The sequence below is a fragment of the Streptomyces sp. RP5T genome, from assembly GCF_003933965.1.
Taxonomy (GTDB): domain Bacteria; phylum Actinomycetota; class Actinomycetes; order Streptomycetales; family Streptomycetaceae; genus Streptomyces.
The window spans coordinates 1-18331 of record NZ_RSAJ01000021.1 but is presented as its reverse complement, the minus strand read 5'-3'; the positions used below and the strand labels follow the sequence as shown (position 1 = coordinate 18331).

The 18331-nt window shown below is 73.8% G+C and carries 12 protein-coding genes; 10 read left to right on the top strand and 2 right to left on the bottom strand.

What is annotated here, in order from left to right:
- Positions 1 to 143: 143 nt before the first annotated feature.
- Together EHS43_RS04205 and EHS43_RS04200 are read right to left on the bottom strand one after the other, a co-directional pair.
- On the bottom strand, positions 144 to 3536 hold the full coding sequence (locus EHS43_RS04205) for a S8 family serine peptidase (RefSeq protein WP_125189157.1): 3393 nt from the start codon (positions 3534 to 3536) through the stop codon (positions 144 to 146).
- Positions 3537 to 3567: 31 nt separating this feature from the next.
- Positions 3568 to 4350, bottom strand: a complete 783-nt coding sequence (locus EHS43_RS04200; protein ID WP_185806105.1) for a DUF3152 domain-containing protein — start codon at positions 4348 to 4350, stop codon at positions 3568 to 3570.
- A gap of 173 nt (positions 4351 to 4523) precedes the next feature.
- Here EHS43_RS04200 and EHS43_RS04195 point away from each other — a divergent pair, with 173 nt between their 5' ends.
- From EHS43_RS04195 to EHS43_RS04150, 10 genes are all read left to right on the top strand, one after another.
- Positions 4524 to 5219, top strand: coding sequence for a response regulator transcription factor (locus tag EHS43_RS04195; protein WP_125189155.1), 696 nt, complete (start codon positions 4524 to 4526; stop codon positions 5217 to 5219).
- A complete protein-coding gene (locus EHS43_RS04190; RefSeq protein ID WP_260470379.1) occupies positions 5216 to 6676 on the top strand; it encodes a HAMP domain-containing sensor histidine kinase in 1461 nt (486 codons plus the stop codon). Before EHS43_RS04195 ends, EHS43_RS04190 begins: the two co-directional genes overlap by 4 nt.
- Positions 6673 to 7215: a hypothetical protein gene (locus EHS43_RS04185; RefSeq protein WP_125189154.1), complete on the top strand. Its 543-nt coding sequence runs from the start codon at positions 6673 to 6675 to the stop codon at positions 7213 to 7215. Before EHS43_RS04190 ends, EHS43_RS04185 begins: the two co-directional genes overlap by 4 nt.
- A gap of 819 nt (positions 7216 to 8034) precedes the next feature.
- On the top strand, positions 8035 to 9456 hold the full coding sequence (locus EHS43_RS04180; protein WP_260470378.1) for a hypothetical protein: 1422 nt from the start codon (positions 8035 to 8037) through the stop codon (positions 9454 to 9456).
- A 28-nt stretch (positions 9457 to 9484) separates the two neighbouring features.
- Positions 9485 to 10762, top strand: a complete 1278-nt coding sequence (locus EHS43_RS04175) for a hypothetical protein (RefSeq protein ID WP_125189153.1) — start codon at positions 9485 to 9487, stop codon at positions 10760 to 10762.
- Complete coding sequence (locus EHS43_RS04170; protein WP_125189152.1) at positions 10756 to 13356, top strand: hypothetical protein; 2601 nt, start codon at positions 10756 to 10758, stop codon at positions 13354 to 13356. The genes EHS43_RS04175 and EHS43_RS04170 overlap by 7 nt, the downstream gene beginning before the upstream one ends.
- Entirely contained in the window at positions 13353 to 14684 is a 1332-nt protein-coding gene (locus EHS43_RS04165; protein WP_125189151.1) for a hypothetical protein, read from the top strand. Before EHS43_RS04170 ends, EHS43_RS04165 begins: the two co-directional genes overlap by 4 nt.
- Positions 14681 to 16315 carry a VWA domain-containing protein gene (locus EHS43_RS04160; RefSeq protein ID WP_125189150.1) on the top strand — a complete coding sequence of 545 codons (1635 nt, stop codon included), beginning with the start codon at positions 14681 to 14683 and terminating at the stop codon, positions 16313 to 16315. Before EHS43_RS04165 ends, EHS43_RS04160 begins: the two co-directional genes overlap by 4 nt.
- Positions 16312 to 17004, top strand: coding sequence for a 4Fe-4S single cluster domain-containing protein (locus EHS43_RS04155; protein WP_125189149.1), 693 nt, complete (start codon positions 16312 to 16314; stop codon positions 17002 to 17004). The genes EHS43_RS04160 and EHS43_RS04155 overlap by 4 nt, the downstream gene beginning before the upstream one ends.
- Positions 17001 to 18331, top strand: a 1331-nt coding sequence (locus EHS43_RS04150; protein WP_125189148.1) for a hypothetical protein, incomplete at its 3' end; no start/stop codon positions are given. The genes EHS43_RS04155 and EHS43_RS04150, both read left to right, overlap by 4 nt.

Below are 18331 nucleotides of genomic sequence, written 5' to 3'. Positions count from 1 at the left end.
CCGGCGCGGGTAGACGGCCTCCAGCCGGTGAACAGGCCTGCCGAAAGGGGCGGTTGTGGTTCCTGTCCTGCGGGTGCACCTGACCCGGGACAGCCATGAGGCCGTCCCGGGCACAGGTGCACCCGCAGGGCGTCACGCAGTGGTCAGGCAGTGGTCAGGTAGGCCCTCTCGATCGTCTGGGTCAGGGTGTTGCCCGCCCGGTCGGTCAGTTCCGCGCGCAGGGAGACCGAACCCGCCGTCGCCGGGTGCTTCAGCGACAGGTGTGTGCCGCCGACGGACCGGGCCGGCTGCCAGGTCCTTCCCTCGTCGTACGACACCTGGAAGGCCAGCTTCGCCGGGCGCTGACCCGCCGCCGCGCCCTCGACGGTGAACGGCACCTCGAACGGCCCGCCCGCCTTCGCCGTACTGGCCAGGCTCAGCGCGGGGCTGAAGCGGACCGTCGACAGCGGCACGGCGGTGAACTCGCCCGCGGCGGTTCGCGCCGAGCGGAAGGTCCACTCGGCGTGGACACGGGTGCTCACCGGATACACGGCCGGGTCACGGGAGCTGTCGACCGCCAGCCGGTACGCGGTGTCCTCGGCGGGCAGCGTGTACTCCGTGAGACCGAGGGTCGGCGGGAGGTCGTGATCGTCGGCGATCTCCTTGCCGTTCGCCTCCAGCCTGCTCGTCGTCGTGGTCGCCTCGCTGAGGCCCCAGTGCCCGGAGCCGTCACCGAACAGTGGCAGGAAGGCCCTCAGGGTGTTCCCGTCGCGGGCGGCACCGGGGTAGCCCCTGGCCGGACCGAGGTCCGCCGAGGCGCTGAGGACCGGTCCGAAGACGCCCACCCCGAAGCGCTCCTGGTAGGTGCGGCCGGCCTGCCAAGTCCTCGGCAAGCGCATCAAAAAGCCCTCGAAAGGTGCGTCCGGGCCCTCGCCCCAGCGCTGCCAGGTGCGCAGGGACCACTTCACGCCGTTGCCGAGAATGTACTCGGTGCTGCGGTACGGCAGTTGCCCGCGCGCGTCGGTGAAGCCGCTCAGCAACCGGCCGTCGGGCAGGTGCGCGGTCACCTCTGCCTGGACGCGCCGCCCCTCGACCGCCGCGCCGACCTGGAGGTCCACCTTGGCCAGTTGCCCGCGTCCGACGTTCGCGGTGAACCCGTCCAGGTCGCCCTCCCGGTACCAGCCCAGGTGGTAGCCGACCGGCCCGCCCTGCTCGTCCTTGCCGGTCCAGCCGCCGGAGTATGTGGAGTTGAGCCCCTGCACCGGCTCGTCGGGGCCGAGCCGCCCGAACCGGGAGCCCTCGAAGGTGGGCAGCAGGAACTGCAGGAAGGCGTCGTCCAGGCCCTCGCCCCGCCGGTAGCCGATCGCGACCGCGGCGTCGTTGTTCACGGCCGTCGGGTCGGGCACGGCGATGTCCACCGGCTTCGCCTGCCGGGCGTCCACGGTGACCGTCGTGTCCTGGTCCAGCCGCAGCCTGGGCCGGACCAGCACGGCGTGCCGGGGGGCGGACAGTGACGGGTGGATCACGCCGGTCAGGATGTAGTCGGCCTTGGGCAGCCGTACCGTCAGCTCGCCGTCGCGCTCGTCGGCGTAGTCGGCGTAGAAACTACCGGTGAGACCCGCCACGGAGGTCACGGCGTCGCCCGTCGCAGCGCCCTGTTCGTCGATGTGCCTGAGCGTCAGGTCGTACGACTCCACCTCGCGGACCACACCGACGGCGGACCGCACCCGCACCTTGCCGTCGGCGGAGGCGGCCGTCACCGAGCCGCCGAAGCTGCCGTCCGCGGTGCCGGCGCGGGTGTCCGCGGTGACCTCGGCGCTCGCCTCGCCGCCCGCCGGGACGGTGACCCGACGCGGGGAGACGGTGAACATGCCTTCGGCGGCAGGCTTCTGGTCCACTCCGTAGGCGTCGACGGACAGGTCCAGGGTGACCGGCTCGGAGCCGAGGTTGCGGTAGGTGAGGCGCTGGGTCTGTGCCTTGTCGTCGCCGTGCGGCCACTGCTGGACGCCGAAGTCGAGCGGTCCCTGCTCGGTGACCACGCTCTCTTCCAGCGCCCGGGCCACGTCGACCCGTCCGGTGCCCTGCTGGTAGGAGCTGTACGCGCCCGGCTTCGTGGAACCGGTCAGCACCGCCTTGAGGCGCTCACCGCTCCAGTCGGGGTGCTGCTGGGCCAGCAGCGCGGCCGCGCCCGCGACGTGCGGGGTGGCCATGGACGTGCCCTCGATCGTGAGGTACCCGGGGATGTCGGACGGGTACCACTCCGACAGGACGCTGCCCGCGGCCGAGGCGGCGGTGATGGCGACGCCCGGCGCGGTCAGGTCGGGTTTGACCCCGCCGTCGCCGACCCGCGGGCCGCGGCTGGAGAAGGCGGCGAGCGCGTCGGAATCGTCGACCGCGCCCACGGTGAGCGCGGAGGCGGCGCTGCCGGGCGAGCCGACGGTCCCTTCGCCGGACTCGCCGTCGTTGCCGGCCGCGATGACGAAGAGCGCGCCGGACTGGGCGGAGAGCCGGTCGACGGCCTCCTCCATCGGGTCGACGCCGGCGGAGTCGGGGCCGCCGAGGCTGAGGTTGACGACGTCCGCGCCCTGGGCCACCGCCCACTCCATGCCGGCGATGATCCCGGAGTCGGTGCCACCGCCCAGGTCGTCGAGGACCTTGCCGTTGAGGAGCTCTGCGCCCGGCGCGACGCCCTTGTACTTCCCGTCCGACTGCGCCCCGCTGCCCGCCACGGTCGACGCGACATGGGTGCCGTGGCCGAACTTGTCGGTGGTGGTTCCGGTGCCGCTGAAGTCCCGCTCGGCGACCACCTTTCCCGCGAGATCCGGATGGCCGGTGTCGATGCCGGTGTCCAGCACGGCGACCTTGGTTCCGGTGCCGTCGAATCCCGCCGCCCAGGCGGCCGGCGCGCCGATCTGCGGGACGCTCCTGTCGAGGGAGGCCCGGCGCCGCCCGTCGAGCCACAGCTTCTCCACCCCGGCCGCGGCGGCGAACTGAGCGGTCCCCGCTGCGGAGTTGTGCGTGACAGCCTTCCAGAAGCCGGCGCCGCGCTTCTTCGCGGAGCGCATCGCCCGGCCGTTGACGACGGGCAGCTCGCGTCCCATCCGTGCCCCGGCCTCGGTGAACGGGCTCGTCGACGGGGCCTTCCGGCCGCGGAACGTGACGATCAGCGGGAGGTCGGAGCGGACCGCGTCGTCGTAGCCGTCCTGGACGAGCTGTGTGACGTCGAACAGTCGCGGGTCCAACCTGCCCTGCGCCAGGAGTAGTTCGGCGTCACCCGGGACGACCCGAGTGTGCCCGGCCACGACCCGGATCGTAAAGGGCACATTCTTGCGGCCCTGCGCCCGCTCCACCGCGGAGACCTGTCCGGTGCCGTCCGTCACGACCCGGTCGCCGGTGACGAGGGTGACGGTCCTCACCGCGGAGGCCGTATGGGCACTCCTGGCGGAGACGGTGTCGCCGGCCGCTCCCGCGCCGGCCGGAAGCCCGGCGAGGACCAGCGCCGCGGCAGCTACTCCCGCGGCCGCGGCGGCATGTCTGTGGCGTACGCGTAACTCCATCTGCACTCCTGACAGTCGGGGGATCAAAGCGTCACGGGGCCGGGGGGCCCGTGACGGGACGGCCGTCGCTGTCGTACGGCCAGACATTGGGGACGCAGCCGTGCAGGCCCTTGATCTGCTGCATCATCGCCGGGGCCGGCTGTCCCGGGCCGGGGCAGGTGACATGGCCGTGGCCGAGGAAGTGGCCCACCTCGTGGTTGATGATCAGCGAGCGGTACCCGACGACGTCCTCGCGGTAGAACTCGGTGGCCAGGACCCAGCGCCTGAGGTTGACCATCACGTCGCGGTGGACGCTGCAGTTGACCTTGCCGCCGGTGTCCAGGCCGCCCTCGGCGCAGATCCGGTCGACGGTCGCCGGCGTGGCGAGGCGGACCCGGAAGTCGGTGGGCCCGCTCGACACCCGCTGGAACGCCGAGTGGCCGTCGGCGCTCCAGCCGCGTGGGTCGGCCAGGGTCCGCTCCACCTGGGCGGCGACGTCCGCGGGGGAGAGGGTGATGCCCTTCTCCACCTCGACCCGGTAGCGCAGGGGCGTGCCCTTGCCTGCCGGTTCGCTGCCACCGGGCGCGGTGACGAAGGTCCCCGGGCCGCTCTGCGGGAGGGGAGTCGCCGAAGGGGTGCGCGCGCTGGACTTCCCGGGGCCCGGCTCCGGTTCCGGCGACCCGGTGGCCGTTTGCGGGGACCCGGTGGTCCTTTGCGGCGCCGGACTCCCCACGGGCGAACCGCCCGCGGACGTTCGCTGTGCGTCGGACGGCAACCACGCCACCACCGCGCCACCGACCGCCCCGAGGACGACCAACGCGGCCAGGCCGCCCATCAGTTGGCGCTTCACACTCCGCTCGGAGGGCGTACGGCGACGACGGCCGACGGGGTCTCGTTTGTGCGCTGTCACGGTCGTACACGATGTGATCGCCATGTGATCGGACCTGGCCCGGAAGGTAACGAACCGATAACCCTCCTTGTGGTCATGGTCATGTGGATACTGTGCGCATGCCACGTGTACTGCTGATCGAGGACGACCCCGCCGTGCGGGAGGGTGTCGCCCTGGCCCTGCGCCGCCAGAACCACGACGTCGCCGCCACGGCGACCGGCGAGGAGGGGATGGAGCGGCTGCGGGCCTTCCGGCCCGACATCGTCGTCCTGGATCTGATGCTGCCCGGCATGCCCGGCCTGGAGGTGTGCCGGAGCATACGGGCCCTCGACCAGACCCTGCCGATCATCATGGCGACGGCACGGGGTGACGAGGTGGACATCGTTGTCGGCCTGGAGGCGGGCGCCGACGACTACGTCGTCAAGCCCGTTCTGGCCCGCGTGCTCGACGCCCGCATACGCGCCGTCCTGCGCCGGACGGCGGGGGCCGCACCCCGCGCCGAGGGCCTGCCGAAGATCGACACCTACGGCGACCTCGCCGTCGACCGGGCTGGACTGACCGTCGCGCTGGGCGGGGAGCCGATCGCCCTCGCCCCCTCCGAACTGCGTCTGCTGCTCACCCTCTCCGCCTCGCCGGGCCAGGTGTTCAGTCGCCAGCAACTCCTCGAAGCGGTCTGGGAACACGACTACCACGGCGACGCCCGCCTGGTGGACGCCTGCGTCAAGCGGCTGCGCACCAAGATGTCCGAGCCGCCCCGCGCACCCCGCTACATCCACACCGTGCGCGGCTTCGGCTACCGTTTCGCGGCGCCGTGAGGCGGCGCCGGCTGCGGGGCCTGCGAGCCCGCCTGGTGGTGGCCTTCGGGCTCGTCGCCACCGTCGCGGCCATCACGACCGGCGCCCTGACCTTCCGGGAGGCGCGCACCGGAGTGCTCCAGCAGAGCCAGGACGCCACCATCAGACAACTGCGGGCCCAGCTCAACCAGCACGCCGCCGAACTCGCCGTCCCCCCGGCCGAGTCGGCGCTGCGCGAGTTCGCGCACGACGTGGCGGCCACCGAGTCGCAGGGCAGTTGGCGAGTGCTGGTGACCTACGGGGACCGCAGCGGCTCCTCCGCCCCGGGCGACCCCTTCACCGAGGTGACGCCCGCCCTGCGGGACGCCGTCGCCTCCAGCCGGGCCACCGTCTTCCAGCGGGTGCGCGGCGAGGGCCGGACCTCCCTCGTCGTCGGCATGTCGATCCTCTTCGGCGGACGGGACACCGTTGCCACGGCCACCGGGGTCCAGGTGTTCCTCGTCGTTCCGCAGGCCACGGAACAGGCGTACGTCGACGCCCTGGTCACCGCCGTCGAACGGGCCATGGTGGCGGCCCTCGCCCTCGCCGTCGTCCTCGCACTGCTCGCCGCCCGCGGCGTCCTGGTGCCGGTGCGCAAGCTGCGGCTCGCCACCCGCCGGATCGCCGAGGGGCGCCTGGACACCAGACTCGCGGTCAACGGCTCGGACGAACTCGCGGACCTGTCCCACACGTTCAACGAGACGGCCGCCGCGCTGGAGGCGTCGGTCGCCGAACTCCGCGACATGGAGTCCCGGGCCCGCCGCTTCGCCGCCGACGTCTCGCACGAACTGCGCACCCCGCTCGCCGCCATGTCCGCGGTCACCGACGTCCTCGACGAGGACGCCGCGCGGCTGGCCCCGGACACGGCCACCGCGGTCCGGCTGATCAGCGAGGAGACCGTCAAACTCGCGCGGCTCGTCGACGACTTGATGGAGATCTCCCGCTTCGACGCGGGCGCGGCGGTCCTGCACCTGGACGAGATCGACCTCGCCGAGTCCATCCGCCGCACCCTCGCCTCCCGGGGCTGGACGGACACGGTGGCGACCGAACTGCCGCCCCCGGACGCGGTCCGCGGACGTGTCGACCCGCGCCGCCTCGACGTGGTCGTCGCCAACCTGGTCGGCAACGCGCTGCGGCACGGTGCCCCTCCGGTACGGGTGCGGCTGAGTGCCGCCGACGCGGTGGCCGTCATCGAGGTGCGGGACAGCGGGCCCGGCATCCCCTCCGCCGTCCTGCCCCATGTCTTCGAGCGGTTCTACAAGTCCGACACCGCCCGGATCCGCTCCGAGGGCAGCGGCCTCGGCCTCGCCATCACCGCCGAGAACGTCCGTGTCCACGGCGGCGCCGTCCGCGCGGCCAACCACCCGGCGGGCGGTGCCGTCTTCACCGTGGAACTCCCGCTGCGGCGGGACGAGTCGCCCGAGGAGAATCCGTCATGAAGCCCCTGCGCCGCGTCCCTCTGCTGGCGCTGCTCGCGCTCACCTCGTGCGGGATCCCCGCGACCGGGGTGGTGGAGGCCGGCGGCCCCGCGAGCGGGTCGCCCCCGCTGACGCGGGTCTACTTCGTCGAGGGCGGCTCCCTCGTCGCGGTTCCCCGCACCACCGAGGAGCCCGGCGAACCCGAGGCGGCGCTGCGACTGCTGATGGCGGGTCCGCTGACCGGGGAGGGAGGCACGGACGGCCTGGCCACGGAGGTGCCGGGACTGGCGACCTCGGCGGCCCTCCCGACGGCCACCCCCGACGTGCCCGGCGAACCCTCCCTGGGCGCCCCGGCCGTGACGGCCCGGGGGGACACGATGACGATCCGGTTCCCGCCCGGCACGGACGGGCTGTCCGATCTCGGGGCGCGCCAGGTCCTGTGCACGGCCGCCGCCGCGTACCGCCTCACCCGCCCGTCGCTCCAGACGGTCACCGCGGAGGTGACCGACGGCGCGGGACGGCTGGTCAGAGGGTCGGACGAGAGCTGCCCGCGATCGTGAGAGCGTGGATGCCCGAGAAAGAGGCAATCCGGCGGATCACCCTCTCCTGAAGTCGCTCAAAAATGATAGGAACATGAGTTCCCATATCACTCTGTGCAGCACCTTTGGGGTGAGTTTCTGGGCCGATTCCGATCGTTGCGTAAATTCCCGCAGAACTGCATCCGGCCGCCTTGCGCTGTGCCATCATGAAACACCTCGGGGGCGAGTGCTTCTGACTGGCGTTCGCGTGCGGGTGGGGATCCGACGCGGCGTTCAGAGGGGGATCAAGCGGCAGGTCTGTGAAAAGGCCAGGTGTGCCGCATCGGGGGGAGTCGAGGAATGGGGGAATCATGTTCCGGTCAGGCATGCCCCGTGTGCGGAACTCCGACGCGCGGTGATGACTTCTGTGGGGTCTGCCAGTGGCAACTGTGCGACGTCCCCGTCCTCGGAGAGCTGACCCCGGAGGACGTCGAGGCGGCACGCGCGGCCCTGGCCGCGGCCGGACACGCCTGGGACACCCGGGCGGCCGTGCTGGCCGCCGGGGCATCGGAGCGGGGAGGTGTCGGCGACCGCGTCGGGGCGGTCGTCAGGGGCGGGCCGCCGAGACCCGGGGAGAGAGCTCCGGGAGATTCCCGGGTCTCGCCGGAACCTTTCACTCAAGGGACCTCGAGGGAGACGGCAAAAGAATGCGAAGCCGCCCTCGATGATCTTCTCGGGCAGCGGGTGGAGGAATTACTCTTCATCGAATTCAGGCCCGATGAAGTGAGCATGGTCAGAGTTTCCCTCGGTGCCGGAGGAATACCCCGGCAAGCCGATGCGGGAAGCGCGCAATGGTCTTCCGTGGCAGCAGAGCTCGACAGTCGTGACGACATTCGCGGATTCCAGCTCGCCGGAGGCATCGGCACCCTCCCGCCGGTCTCCCGCACCGACTTCGACACCGCCGTACTGCACTGGCTCAAGGCCTACGTCCCACCCTCCTACGAGCACTCCGTCGTCCTGCTCACCCCGCGGACCGGATGGGTCCTGCTGGAACGGGCCGCGGTCACCGCGCGCTCCGTCTTCCCCCTCCTCGCCGAACTGCGGCGGGGCGCCGCGGTCCCCGCCGGCAGCAGCACCGCCGACGCCGTGCGGGACGTCCTGCGCACCGCGCCCCTCCTCGCCGACCACGTACTGACACTGGCTCTGGCGGACCGCGACACCGGCGCGGTGGGGACGCACCACCACGTCCTCTTCCCGGCCGGGTCCCGCCTCGGGCGCGGCGAGACGGCGACAGCGGAGGTCACCGTGCACGGGGGACTCGACGCCGGCGCACCCCTGAAGCTTCCGGTGTTCGCGGGACGTCCGCAGCGCAACGGCCCCGCCGTCCCGCTCGTGGCCCTCCACGAAGCCGTCGTGGGGGCCCTGGCACCGGCTCGCCTCACCTTCGTGCTGCGCGGCCCCGGCGAGGTCGAACTCCTCGACTCCCGCACCGGTGTGCCGCACGCCGGACACAAGGACGCCGCCGAGATCCCGGAGCTGCTCACCCGGCTGCCGCACCGGATCCTTCGCCCGCCCCCGCTGGAACTCCACCTCACCGTCGAACTCAGCGGCGCGGACCAGGCCGAGACCGAGGAGCGCCTGACCTTCGCGCGGGACCTGCTCGCCGCCCTGGCCCGCCAGGACCCGACCGGAACCTCGATCCGCGCGGGGGCCGTCGGGCACTACGACCACGCGATCCACGAGAACAGCCACACCCCGCGCGGTTACACCGTGCTGCCACCGGTCCCCGCAGGACCCGTCCCCGTGGCTCTGGCCGCCATGGCCGCCTGGCAGCCCGCGACGCGCGGACAGGACCTCGCCTCCTCCCTGGAGGACGCGCTGCGGGTCGTCCCGTCCGGGCGGAGCGCGCCAGGGGGCCGGCCGTCCGAGGTGGTCCGGCGGATCCTGCTCGTCGTGGCCCGCCGCCCGCCCGGGCAGCCCCGACAGCACGGCATCCACCCGGCCTGTCCGCTCGGCGCCGACTGGCGCGGTGAAGTCGCCCGGCTGCGCGCCGCCGGGATCAGGGTCATGACCCGGGCCGACCCGGTCACCGGCACGCTCCCGGCCGACGCGCCGGGCCTGGCGGCCCGTCACTACGCCGACACGGCCTGGGCCGAGCTCGGTGCCGATGGCTACTTCAGGCCCGGGCACGACTCGGCGGCCGAGGTGGCCCACGCCCTCCTTCCGTCCTGGCGCCTCGAAGGCCCGCCCTGCCGGCTGCCCTTCGCCGCGCCCCTGCACTGACCCTCCGTTCCGGTACGAGGAGAACGCGATGTCCGCATCCTTTTGGGACCCCAAGAGCGAGCCGCCGGGTGACCCCCAGCAGGGCACGCCTCAGCCCGCACAGCCGCCGCACACCCCGCCGGGCAGCCCGGCCGCCGCGGCCACCGGCCCGGCGGCGCCCGGGGCGGCCCCGTCCGACCGGCCGCCCGAGCCCCAGCAGCCGCCCTCGTGGCAGCAGGGCGTGGTGCTGCCGCTCCAGGTGCCCGGACGCACGGAACCCGGCTCCGCGCCCGCCTATCCGGCACAGCCCGCCGCACCGCCTGTCCAGGACGGCAACCTCGCGCCGCTGCGGATCCCCACGGCCCGGCAGGAGGACGGCAGCGTCGCCGACCGCATGCGCGTCGGACTGTGGGGCGCGCCGCGCTCCGGCAAGACGACCTATCTGGCCGCCCTGCCCATCGCGGCGATGCAGTACCAGCGGCACGAGGAGGGGAACTGGCTGATCGGCGGGATGACCGCGGAGTCCAGCGACTTCCTCAACAACAGCGTCACCAACCTCATGATCGAGCGCAGGTTTCCCCCCGCCACGGTGGCCCTGGACAGCATGAGCTGGTCGTTCAACGGCCAGGAACCCGGCACGGGGCTGATGCGCAGACGTCTGCGGGAGGCGGGCTTCGTCCTGGAGATCCAGGACGCGCCGGGCGAGGCGTTCCAGCCGACGAACCCGATGCACGTCCGCGTGCTCGACCAACTCGCCCGCGCCCAGGGCCTGATCTACCTCTTCGACCCCCTGGGCGACGCCCAGACGGACACCCACAGCCTGACCTTCTTCTTCTCCACGCTGAACGAACTGAACAACCGCATCAGGAACGCGGGCGGCCACGACCGCGGCCGGCTGCCGCACCATGTCTCCGTCTGCATCGCCAAGTTCGACCATCCGGAGATCTTCGAGCCCGCCGTCAAGGCGGGCTGGGTCACCCAGGACACCGTCGGCGCCCAGCTGCCGCGCGTCCCGTCCCATCTCGCCGACAGCTACTTCCAGTGGCTGTGCGACGACTACCGGGGCGCCACCGCGCGACTGGTGCGCGACGGCCTCGCCGCCTACTTCCACCCCGAGCGCGTGAAGTACTACGCGACCTCCGCCATCGGGTTCCGGCTGAACCCGCAGCACGTCTTCGACTACCGCAAGTACGCCAACGTCGAGATCGTCAACGGCGAACCCCGCATCTGCACCTCCCCGGAACCCATCAACGTACTGGAACCGCTCACGGACCTGGAGCGCCGGATGCGTGCCTCCGGCACCGGGCGCAAGGGACGGCCGTGGTGAACGGCGGCCCCGGGGCGGGGCTCACCGCCGACTGGGCCGTGCTGGGCAAGCGCCCCGGGCACGTCATGGGCTACCAGGTGCTCGACGGCAGCATGCCCAGGGACCGGGCGGAGAGCTACCTGTGGGGTGCCAGCACGGGGACCCCGGAGAGCCGCGACCCGTCGGCCGCGCTGCCCTGGCGGGTCTTCTTCGGCAGCACCTCCACCGACCCCACCCCCGTCTGCGCGACCGTCGAGACCACCTGGGACGGCAGCCGCGACGGCACCGGGGCGCCCAGCTACGCCTGGCGGCTGTTCCTGCTCGACTGGCCACAGGCCGGTGCCGCGCGGCTGACCTGGTCCGCGCTGGACGAGGCGGTGCCCCGGGACGAACGGCCCCTGCCGGCCGGGTCGGTGCCACTGCCCGCGCCCCGCCCGCCCGGCGCACAACTCGCCTCACTCATCGACGAACTGGGCTTCGCGTGGGCGGCGGGCGTGGCGGCGCTCCTGCTCGACGACCGGCGGGTGGCACTCGTGCCGGAGCCCGGCGCGAACCTCCCGGACGTCACCGAACGGGTCCGCGCCCTCGACGCCGTCTGCGCCCTGCTGCCCTACGGCTGCCGCGCCTGGCTCAGCGCCGCCACCTGGACCGGGCGGGGCGAGCACGACATACGGCTCGTCTTCACGGCCGCCGCGAGGTCCGGCCAGACGGAGGTCCGGCTCGGTGCCGGCCCGCCGCCCGAACCCCGGGGCGAGGTCGCGCGCGCCTACCTGGCGGAACTCCTGCGGCTCAACGCCAAGCAGCACACCACCGGCGCTCTCGTGGCGCACCTGCTGTCCAGCACCGACGTCATCCCCGGGCAGAACCCGGCCGAAGCGCTGCGCGTACTGCGCGAGGCCGACCTGTTGGACTCCGTGGTCGAGGCCGTACGCCAGGGCCGGGGCGATCTGAACGACGTACAACGGGTGCTGGAGAGGTACCCCGTCGACGCCATCGGCACGGACCGGCTCGCCGTGCTCGTGCCCTACCTGGCCCGGTGCGCGGCGCTCAGCGGGTGCGCCCCCGAAGGGCTCGCGCTCGGTCTGCTGCGACGGCACCGGAGCCCCGACACACCGACCCTGCTGGCCGAGGACGTGCTGGCCCGCGGTTCGACGCAGGACTCCCTCACCCTCGCGCGAGGCCACCTCCAGGTGATGCAGGCAGTCGAGACCGAACAGCCGGGTGCCTTCGACGTGTTGCTGACCGCCTTGGCGTCCTCCCCGCACCAGGACCCGGAGTGGATCGGCACCCTCGCCTACGTGACGGAGCGGACCATGGGCCGCTCGACGGGCGCGGCCGATGCCGCCGTCAGCGGCTCCCACCCGGCGGGACTGCGCTGGCTGCGCACCTGGCTGGAGGACCGCGCCATCCACCACCACTCCGCCCCGCTGCTCCGGCTGGTGGCCTGCGCGGCGACCCGGCCCGCCGGGGAGCTGACGGGTTGGCTGCGGTTCGCCGCCTTCGTGACCGGACAGGCCGGTGCCGATGTGCCGACGGAACGGGACGCCGCCGAGTTCACCGGCGCCGACGAGGACGCCTGGGAGGTCGCCCTCGGTCTCGCGGCGACCGCGCGCCGGCCCGAGGCCGTCGGCCTGCTCTACCCGCGGCTGCTGGAGGTCGCCCGCACCCGCGGGGAGGCGTCCACGCGGCTGCCGGCCGCGTTGGACAGCCTGGTTCCGGCCGGCGACGCGGGCCTCGTGCCGACCGTCGCCGCCGACGCCGACCTGCTGCGCGTGCTGCACGGGCACACCCGTGGCGGGGCGCCGTCCGGCCTGAGCCTGGCGTGCGCCCCCTACCTGCCGGACGAGCGGTCCCGCGAGGCCTACGCGTCCCGTCTGGGCACCCGCCTAGCACAGGTGCCGGAAGCAGAGCGGGCCGTGGTCGAGGCCCTGCTCGGAACCGAACCGGACCGCGGCAGCATGCGGTTGCTCGCCCCGCTGACCCAGCGGATGCCCAGCCTGGCCCACCCCCTCTGCGACGGCCTGGAACGTCGCCTCGTCGACAACCACACCCGGTGGCTCGAATTCGGCCTGCCCGCCGACCTGTTGGCCCTGCTGTACACGCGCGACCGGCTCCGCTGGCTGCGACCGGTCGTCGAGTTCCACGACGCGGTGAGCGCGGGTGTGTCGCCGGCAGGGCTCGCGCGGGTGATCGTGTCGGGCGCGCCGCACGGCGTGTTCGCTCCCCAACTGCTCTCGGCGGTGGCCGACCACATCGACACGAGCGGAGCACCGGCCGCCTACGCTCTCGCCGGGGAACTGCGACTTGTGCGACAGGACCTGGACCTCGCCCTGTACGCGGCACTGCGCGGCGCCGCGGAGACCCGGCACGTCGCGCACACGCTGGACGAGTTCCACCGGGACGAGATCCGCCGCCACCGCAGGCTGCTCGGCGAACCGCGCTCCGAAGCCCCCTCCCAGGGCCCGGGTCCACAGCCACCGACCGTCCAGGCGTGGGCGGCGCCGCCTATGACGCCGGCCGTCACCGGGCCGCGACGACACGCCCAGCGGTCAGGTCCGCTGGCATGGCTACGGTGGCCCTTCCACCGCCCCGACTGGTTCCGGGGGCTGCGATGAACGCGCCCGCCGTGGCGATCGACCCCGGGGCCCGCTACACCCGCATCGCCCATCTCGGCCCCGACGGCACCCCCGCCCTGGTCGCGCTGCCCGGCACGGTACCGGGGGAGGGGCTGCCCACCTCCGGCGCGGCGGGCGGCCACCGCGGTGCCGGGCTCGAAGCCGCCTACACCGCCTACCGCCGGCAGTACGGCACACCCGACCGGGTCGTGGTCGTCGTACCGCAGCACGCGCGGGCCGACGAGGCACGCCGGGCCACCGACGTGCTGACCGCGCTGCACGGCACCGACCCGATGCCCCGGGTACGTCCCCTCGGCACCCCGCACGCGGTCCTGGCCCTGTTGCGCCATGCCGGGACCGCGACCAGCCCCCGGTACGCCGTGTGCGATCTCGGCGCCACGGCGGCCGAGGTGTCGCTGTGCGCGCTCACGGCCGGGGCCGTCGCGGTCACAGGCACGGCCCGGCACGCGCCCGCCGAGGGCTTCGCCGCGGGCTTCGACGCGGCCGTGCTCGCCGGCGCCGGACTGGCCGACGACGAGGCCGCCCGTGCGGCGCTCGCCGAGGCCCTGGCCACGGACGGCGTCGTGCAGCGGATGGAGCTCGCCCTCGGGCGCAGCGCCGGCCGCCCCGGGGCCTACGGCGAGACCGAGGTCCTCGAAGTGGCCGGGCGGCCGGTCACCGTGGCCGTGCTGCGGCAGGCTCTGGAGCGGCTCACCTCCGGGCTCGACACCGTGCTCGACCGGACGGCCGACGGACAGCCGGCCGCGCAGGTCGTCACCGTGGGCGGGGCCGCCCGCTCGGCGCCGCTGCGCCGCCACCTGACCCAGCGCCGGGGAGCGCCCGCCCCGCTGCCCGACGGCACGGACCCCGCGCTCGCCGCCGCGTTCGGCGCCGCCCTGGTCGCCGCCGGCCGGATCGATCCCGCCGACCGCTATCCGCACGCCGTGTTCGTCGGCACCCATCGCACGGTGGACGGACTGCCCCGGAGCGAGGAACTGCTCATCTGCCCCGCCGGATCCCTGGAGCCCGGCGGACCGACCGTCTTCGCCCGGGCCGGGGACGAGCGGGTGCGGCTGCGCACCTCGACCTCCGGCGGCGCGGCCGGCCGGCCCGTGCGGATCCAGGTCCGGGACGCGCGGCACGGCGCCGCCGCACCCGTCCGCACGCTGACGGTCCCACCGGCCCCCGAAGGCACCCGATTCCATGTCGGCGTCCGCCTCACCGCCGACGGCACCGCCCGGCTCGTCCTGGCACCGCTGGGTTCCGGACCAGCCAGTGAACACCCGTTCGGCACGCTGCCGACCGACATCGAGGGAGCACGTCCGTGAAGCCGACCGTCAGGGGGCGACCGCTCGCACTCCCCTTCCGGGGCCGGGCCGCCACGAAGCCCCCGGCCGCCGCCAAGCCCGCCGGAACCCGTCCCCGAGGCCCCGCCCGAGCCGCCGTCGCCCTCCTCGCGCTGCTGGCCGCCGCGTCCCTCGGCACGCCCACGGCCACGGCCGACACCACACCCAGCCGGGCCGACGTCTACACCGAACTCGGTCTCGACGACCAGCCCGCCGACTACGCCGTCCTCGTCGACACCTCCGGATCCATGGCGAACGGGGGCCGCTACGACACCGTCCGCACCGCGCTGGGCGGCTTCCTCGACGGGCTGTCCGCCGAGGACCACGTGGCGCTGTTCACCTTCGACTCCACACCGCGGCCCCGCTACATCGGCGCGGCCGGGGACACCGACCGGATCCTGTCGATGCTGCCCGACGCGCCCGACGAGGACGGCGCGACCGACATCGGGTCGGCACTGGACAGCGCGCTGGACGAACTCGAACGCGGCGACGCCGCCCAAGTCGCCTCCGTGGTGCTCCTCACCGACGGCGCGCACAGCCCACCGGACGGCTCGCCCTACCCGGACGGCACGGGCCCGGCCTGGACCGCCCTGCACGAGCGGGCGCGGGCCCTCGACGAGCGGGGCACCGAACTCGCCGGGTACGCGCTGCCGTTGGGCGACGGAGCCACCGGTGCCGACCTGCTCGGCGACGTCATCGACCACGCCACCGTGCTGCGCCCCGACAGCGTCGAGGACCTCGGCGGTTACCTTCAGCGCGCCGGGGACAAGACCCGACTGCGCAAGGCCGGACTGCTGCTCGCCGGTGACGCCGGCAAGGGGATCGACGCCACCTGGACGGACCACCGCGGCCGTGACCTGACCGACGGATCCGCCACCGCGCAGATCACGCTCACCTCGACGACCCGGCGCACCCCGCTGACCGTACGGGGTCTGCACGCCTCCGTGCCCGGCGAGCCGGTCCGGATCTCCGGACTGCCGGGCACCCTGACGCTGGACCCGGGACAGACCCGCACCTTCCCGGTACGGCTGCGCGGCACCCTGGCGGACGGACCGCTGCCCTATCGCCGGGACCGAGGCACCGAGGTGCCCCTGCGCCTGTCGGGGCGCGTCTCCTCCGCGTGGGAACGGCCGCTCGCCCCGGACGTACGGCTGAAGGTGCCGCGCGAGATCCGCGCCACCGGCGCCCCGCTGCCGGTGCACGCCACCGTCGGCTCACCGCTCCTGCTGCCGGCGCTGACCGGCGGCCTCGCCGCCGTCCTGCTGATCTGGTGGCTGTCGTGGCGGCGCACCCACCGTCCGCGGCTGCGGGGGGAGTTGCTGCTCACACCGGTCTACGCGGACCGGCCCCCGGACCGCATCCCCCTGCGAGGGCGCCGGGTCCAGCTGCGCCCCGACGCCGTCGGCGGCCGGGGCTCGGTGCGCGGGCGACGCCGGTCCACCGAGGGCCGTTCACGCGTGGACCTGCTGATCCGCTACACCCCGGACGGCACCTCGGGGCGGCAGAGCGACGCCACCTGCGGACCGGGCGGCCAAGTCGTGGTCAACGGGGTGTCGTTCACCTACCTCCCGCAAGGGGCCGAGGACCGGGTGCCCGCGGGCGGCCGGTCGTGACGACCTCCCTGAACCTCGCGGCCACCCATGTCGGCACCGAGGCCCTCGGGCCCGGTGTCCGGTCCGTCGTCTGGGTACAGGGCTGTCCCTTCCGCTGCCCGGGCTGCATCGCCCCGGACTGGATCCCCGACCGCCCGGCCCGGCGGGCCGAACCCGTCGCCCTCGCCGCGGAGTTGCTCGCCGACCCCCGGGTCTCCGGCCTCACCCTCTCCGGAGGGGAGCCGATGCAGCAGGCCGCGGGACTCGCCGAACTGGTGCGCCACGCCCGCCTGATCCGGGACGTCTCCGTCGTCTGCTTCACCGGTCACCGGCTGGAACGGCTGCGCTCCGACCCGCCCACCGCGGGGGTGGCGGACCTGCTCGCCCGAGTCGACGTCCTCATCGACGGCCGGTACGTCGCCTCCCTGGACGACGGCCGGGGCCTGCGCGGCAGCTCCAACCAGCGCGTCCACCACCTCACCGGCCGACTGGCGGCCTGCGGTTACGACTTCGACGCCCGCCCGCGCTCCGCGGAGATCGCCGTCGACGGACCGGAGACGCTGCTCATCGGAGTACCGCCGCCCGGCCTGCTCGACGTCTTCGACACGGCCGTCGACACCGTCCTCGCCGCCCCCCTGGCCCGCCCCCCGGGCGAGGTCCGGGGCAGCGGCACCTCTGCGTACGTCCCCAGGAAGGAAGATCCGTCATGAGCGGCAGGAAGCGCATCCAGGTCGACGAGTCGGAGTGGTACCGCATCCAGCGAAAGGCCCAGCAGCTCAAGGAGGTCCAGCGCAACATCCCCCGGCTGATCGACGACGTACGGGCCCAGACCCGCGCCGACATCGACCGGTCCTTCGCCGGTGTCCAGGAACGCCAGCGGCGCCACGAGCAGGCCATGAGCGCGCTCAGCGACCAGACCCGGCGGCTGGAGGAGACCACCACGCGCCGGCTCCGCGAACAGGCCGACCAGCTGCACAGGTCGCTCGACGAGGCCGCGGGGCAGATCCGGGCCGAGACCCGGCGGGACCTGGCCCGGCAGCGGGAGGAGACCCGGCAGGCCCTCACCGCCGAACGGGAGGAGCGCCGCGCCGAGATGCTCCGGGTGAACCAGGAGATCGACGCCATCAAGCAGGACCGGGCTCGCTCCGAGGAGATGGTGCGCGCCTGGCTCGGGGACGCCCGCACCATGGTCACGCTGATCGCCGACACCCTCCCGCACGAGCGCTACGCACCCGGTGAACTGTCCCGGCTCACCGGCCGGTTGAACACCGCCGAGCACAACGCGGCGCAAGGACGCTACGAGGCCGCCCTGGCCGTCGCGCAGGAGGCCTTCCACTCCCTGAGCGATCTGCGCGTCGACACCGAACAGCGCGAACTGGAGCGCTGCTCCGCCCAGTCGGAGGCCGTCGAGGCGCTCGTGCGCGTCGAGAAGCTGGCCGAGGGCAACGCACGCCGCCCCGTGATCGGACCGGACGGCCAGGCCCTGGCCGGCTACGAACTGGACGTCGTGCACTGGTCGCACGGCGAGTACGAGGCCCTGCGCGAGGAGACCCGCAACGCTCTGGAGCGGGCCCGCGACGACGCCACCGACACCGGTGAACTCCTCGAACTGCGCGACCAGGAGACGGCCCGCCTCGAAGAGGTCCTCGGTGACACCGTGGAACGCGCGGGCATGCGTCACCTCGCCGCGCAGATCCGCGTCAACCTGGCCGACGCGGTCGCCACCACCCTTCACGAGTACGCCTACTACGACCTCGTCGAGGGCGACTACGAGAACGGCGACGAGCGCGGCCGGTACACCGCCAGGCTGCGCAACGGCGACAACGAACTCGTGGTGGACGTGGCCCAGGCCGAACCCGACTCGGAGAAGTGCGTGATCCGGGTGCTCTCCTACGACCACGACGTCACCTCCGAGGCCGCGCTGCTGCACCGTGCCCAGGCCGTCCGGCAGGCCCTGGCCGCGGAGGGCCTGAGCGTGTCGGAACCGGAGTGCGAGCCGGGCAGCCCCGAGGTCATGGTGCCCGACCCCGGTCACCC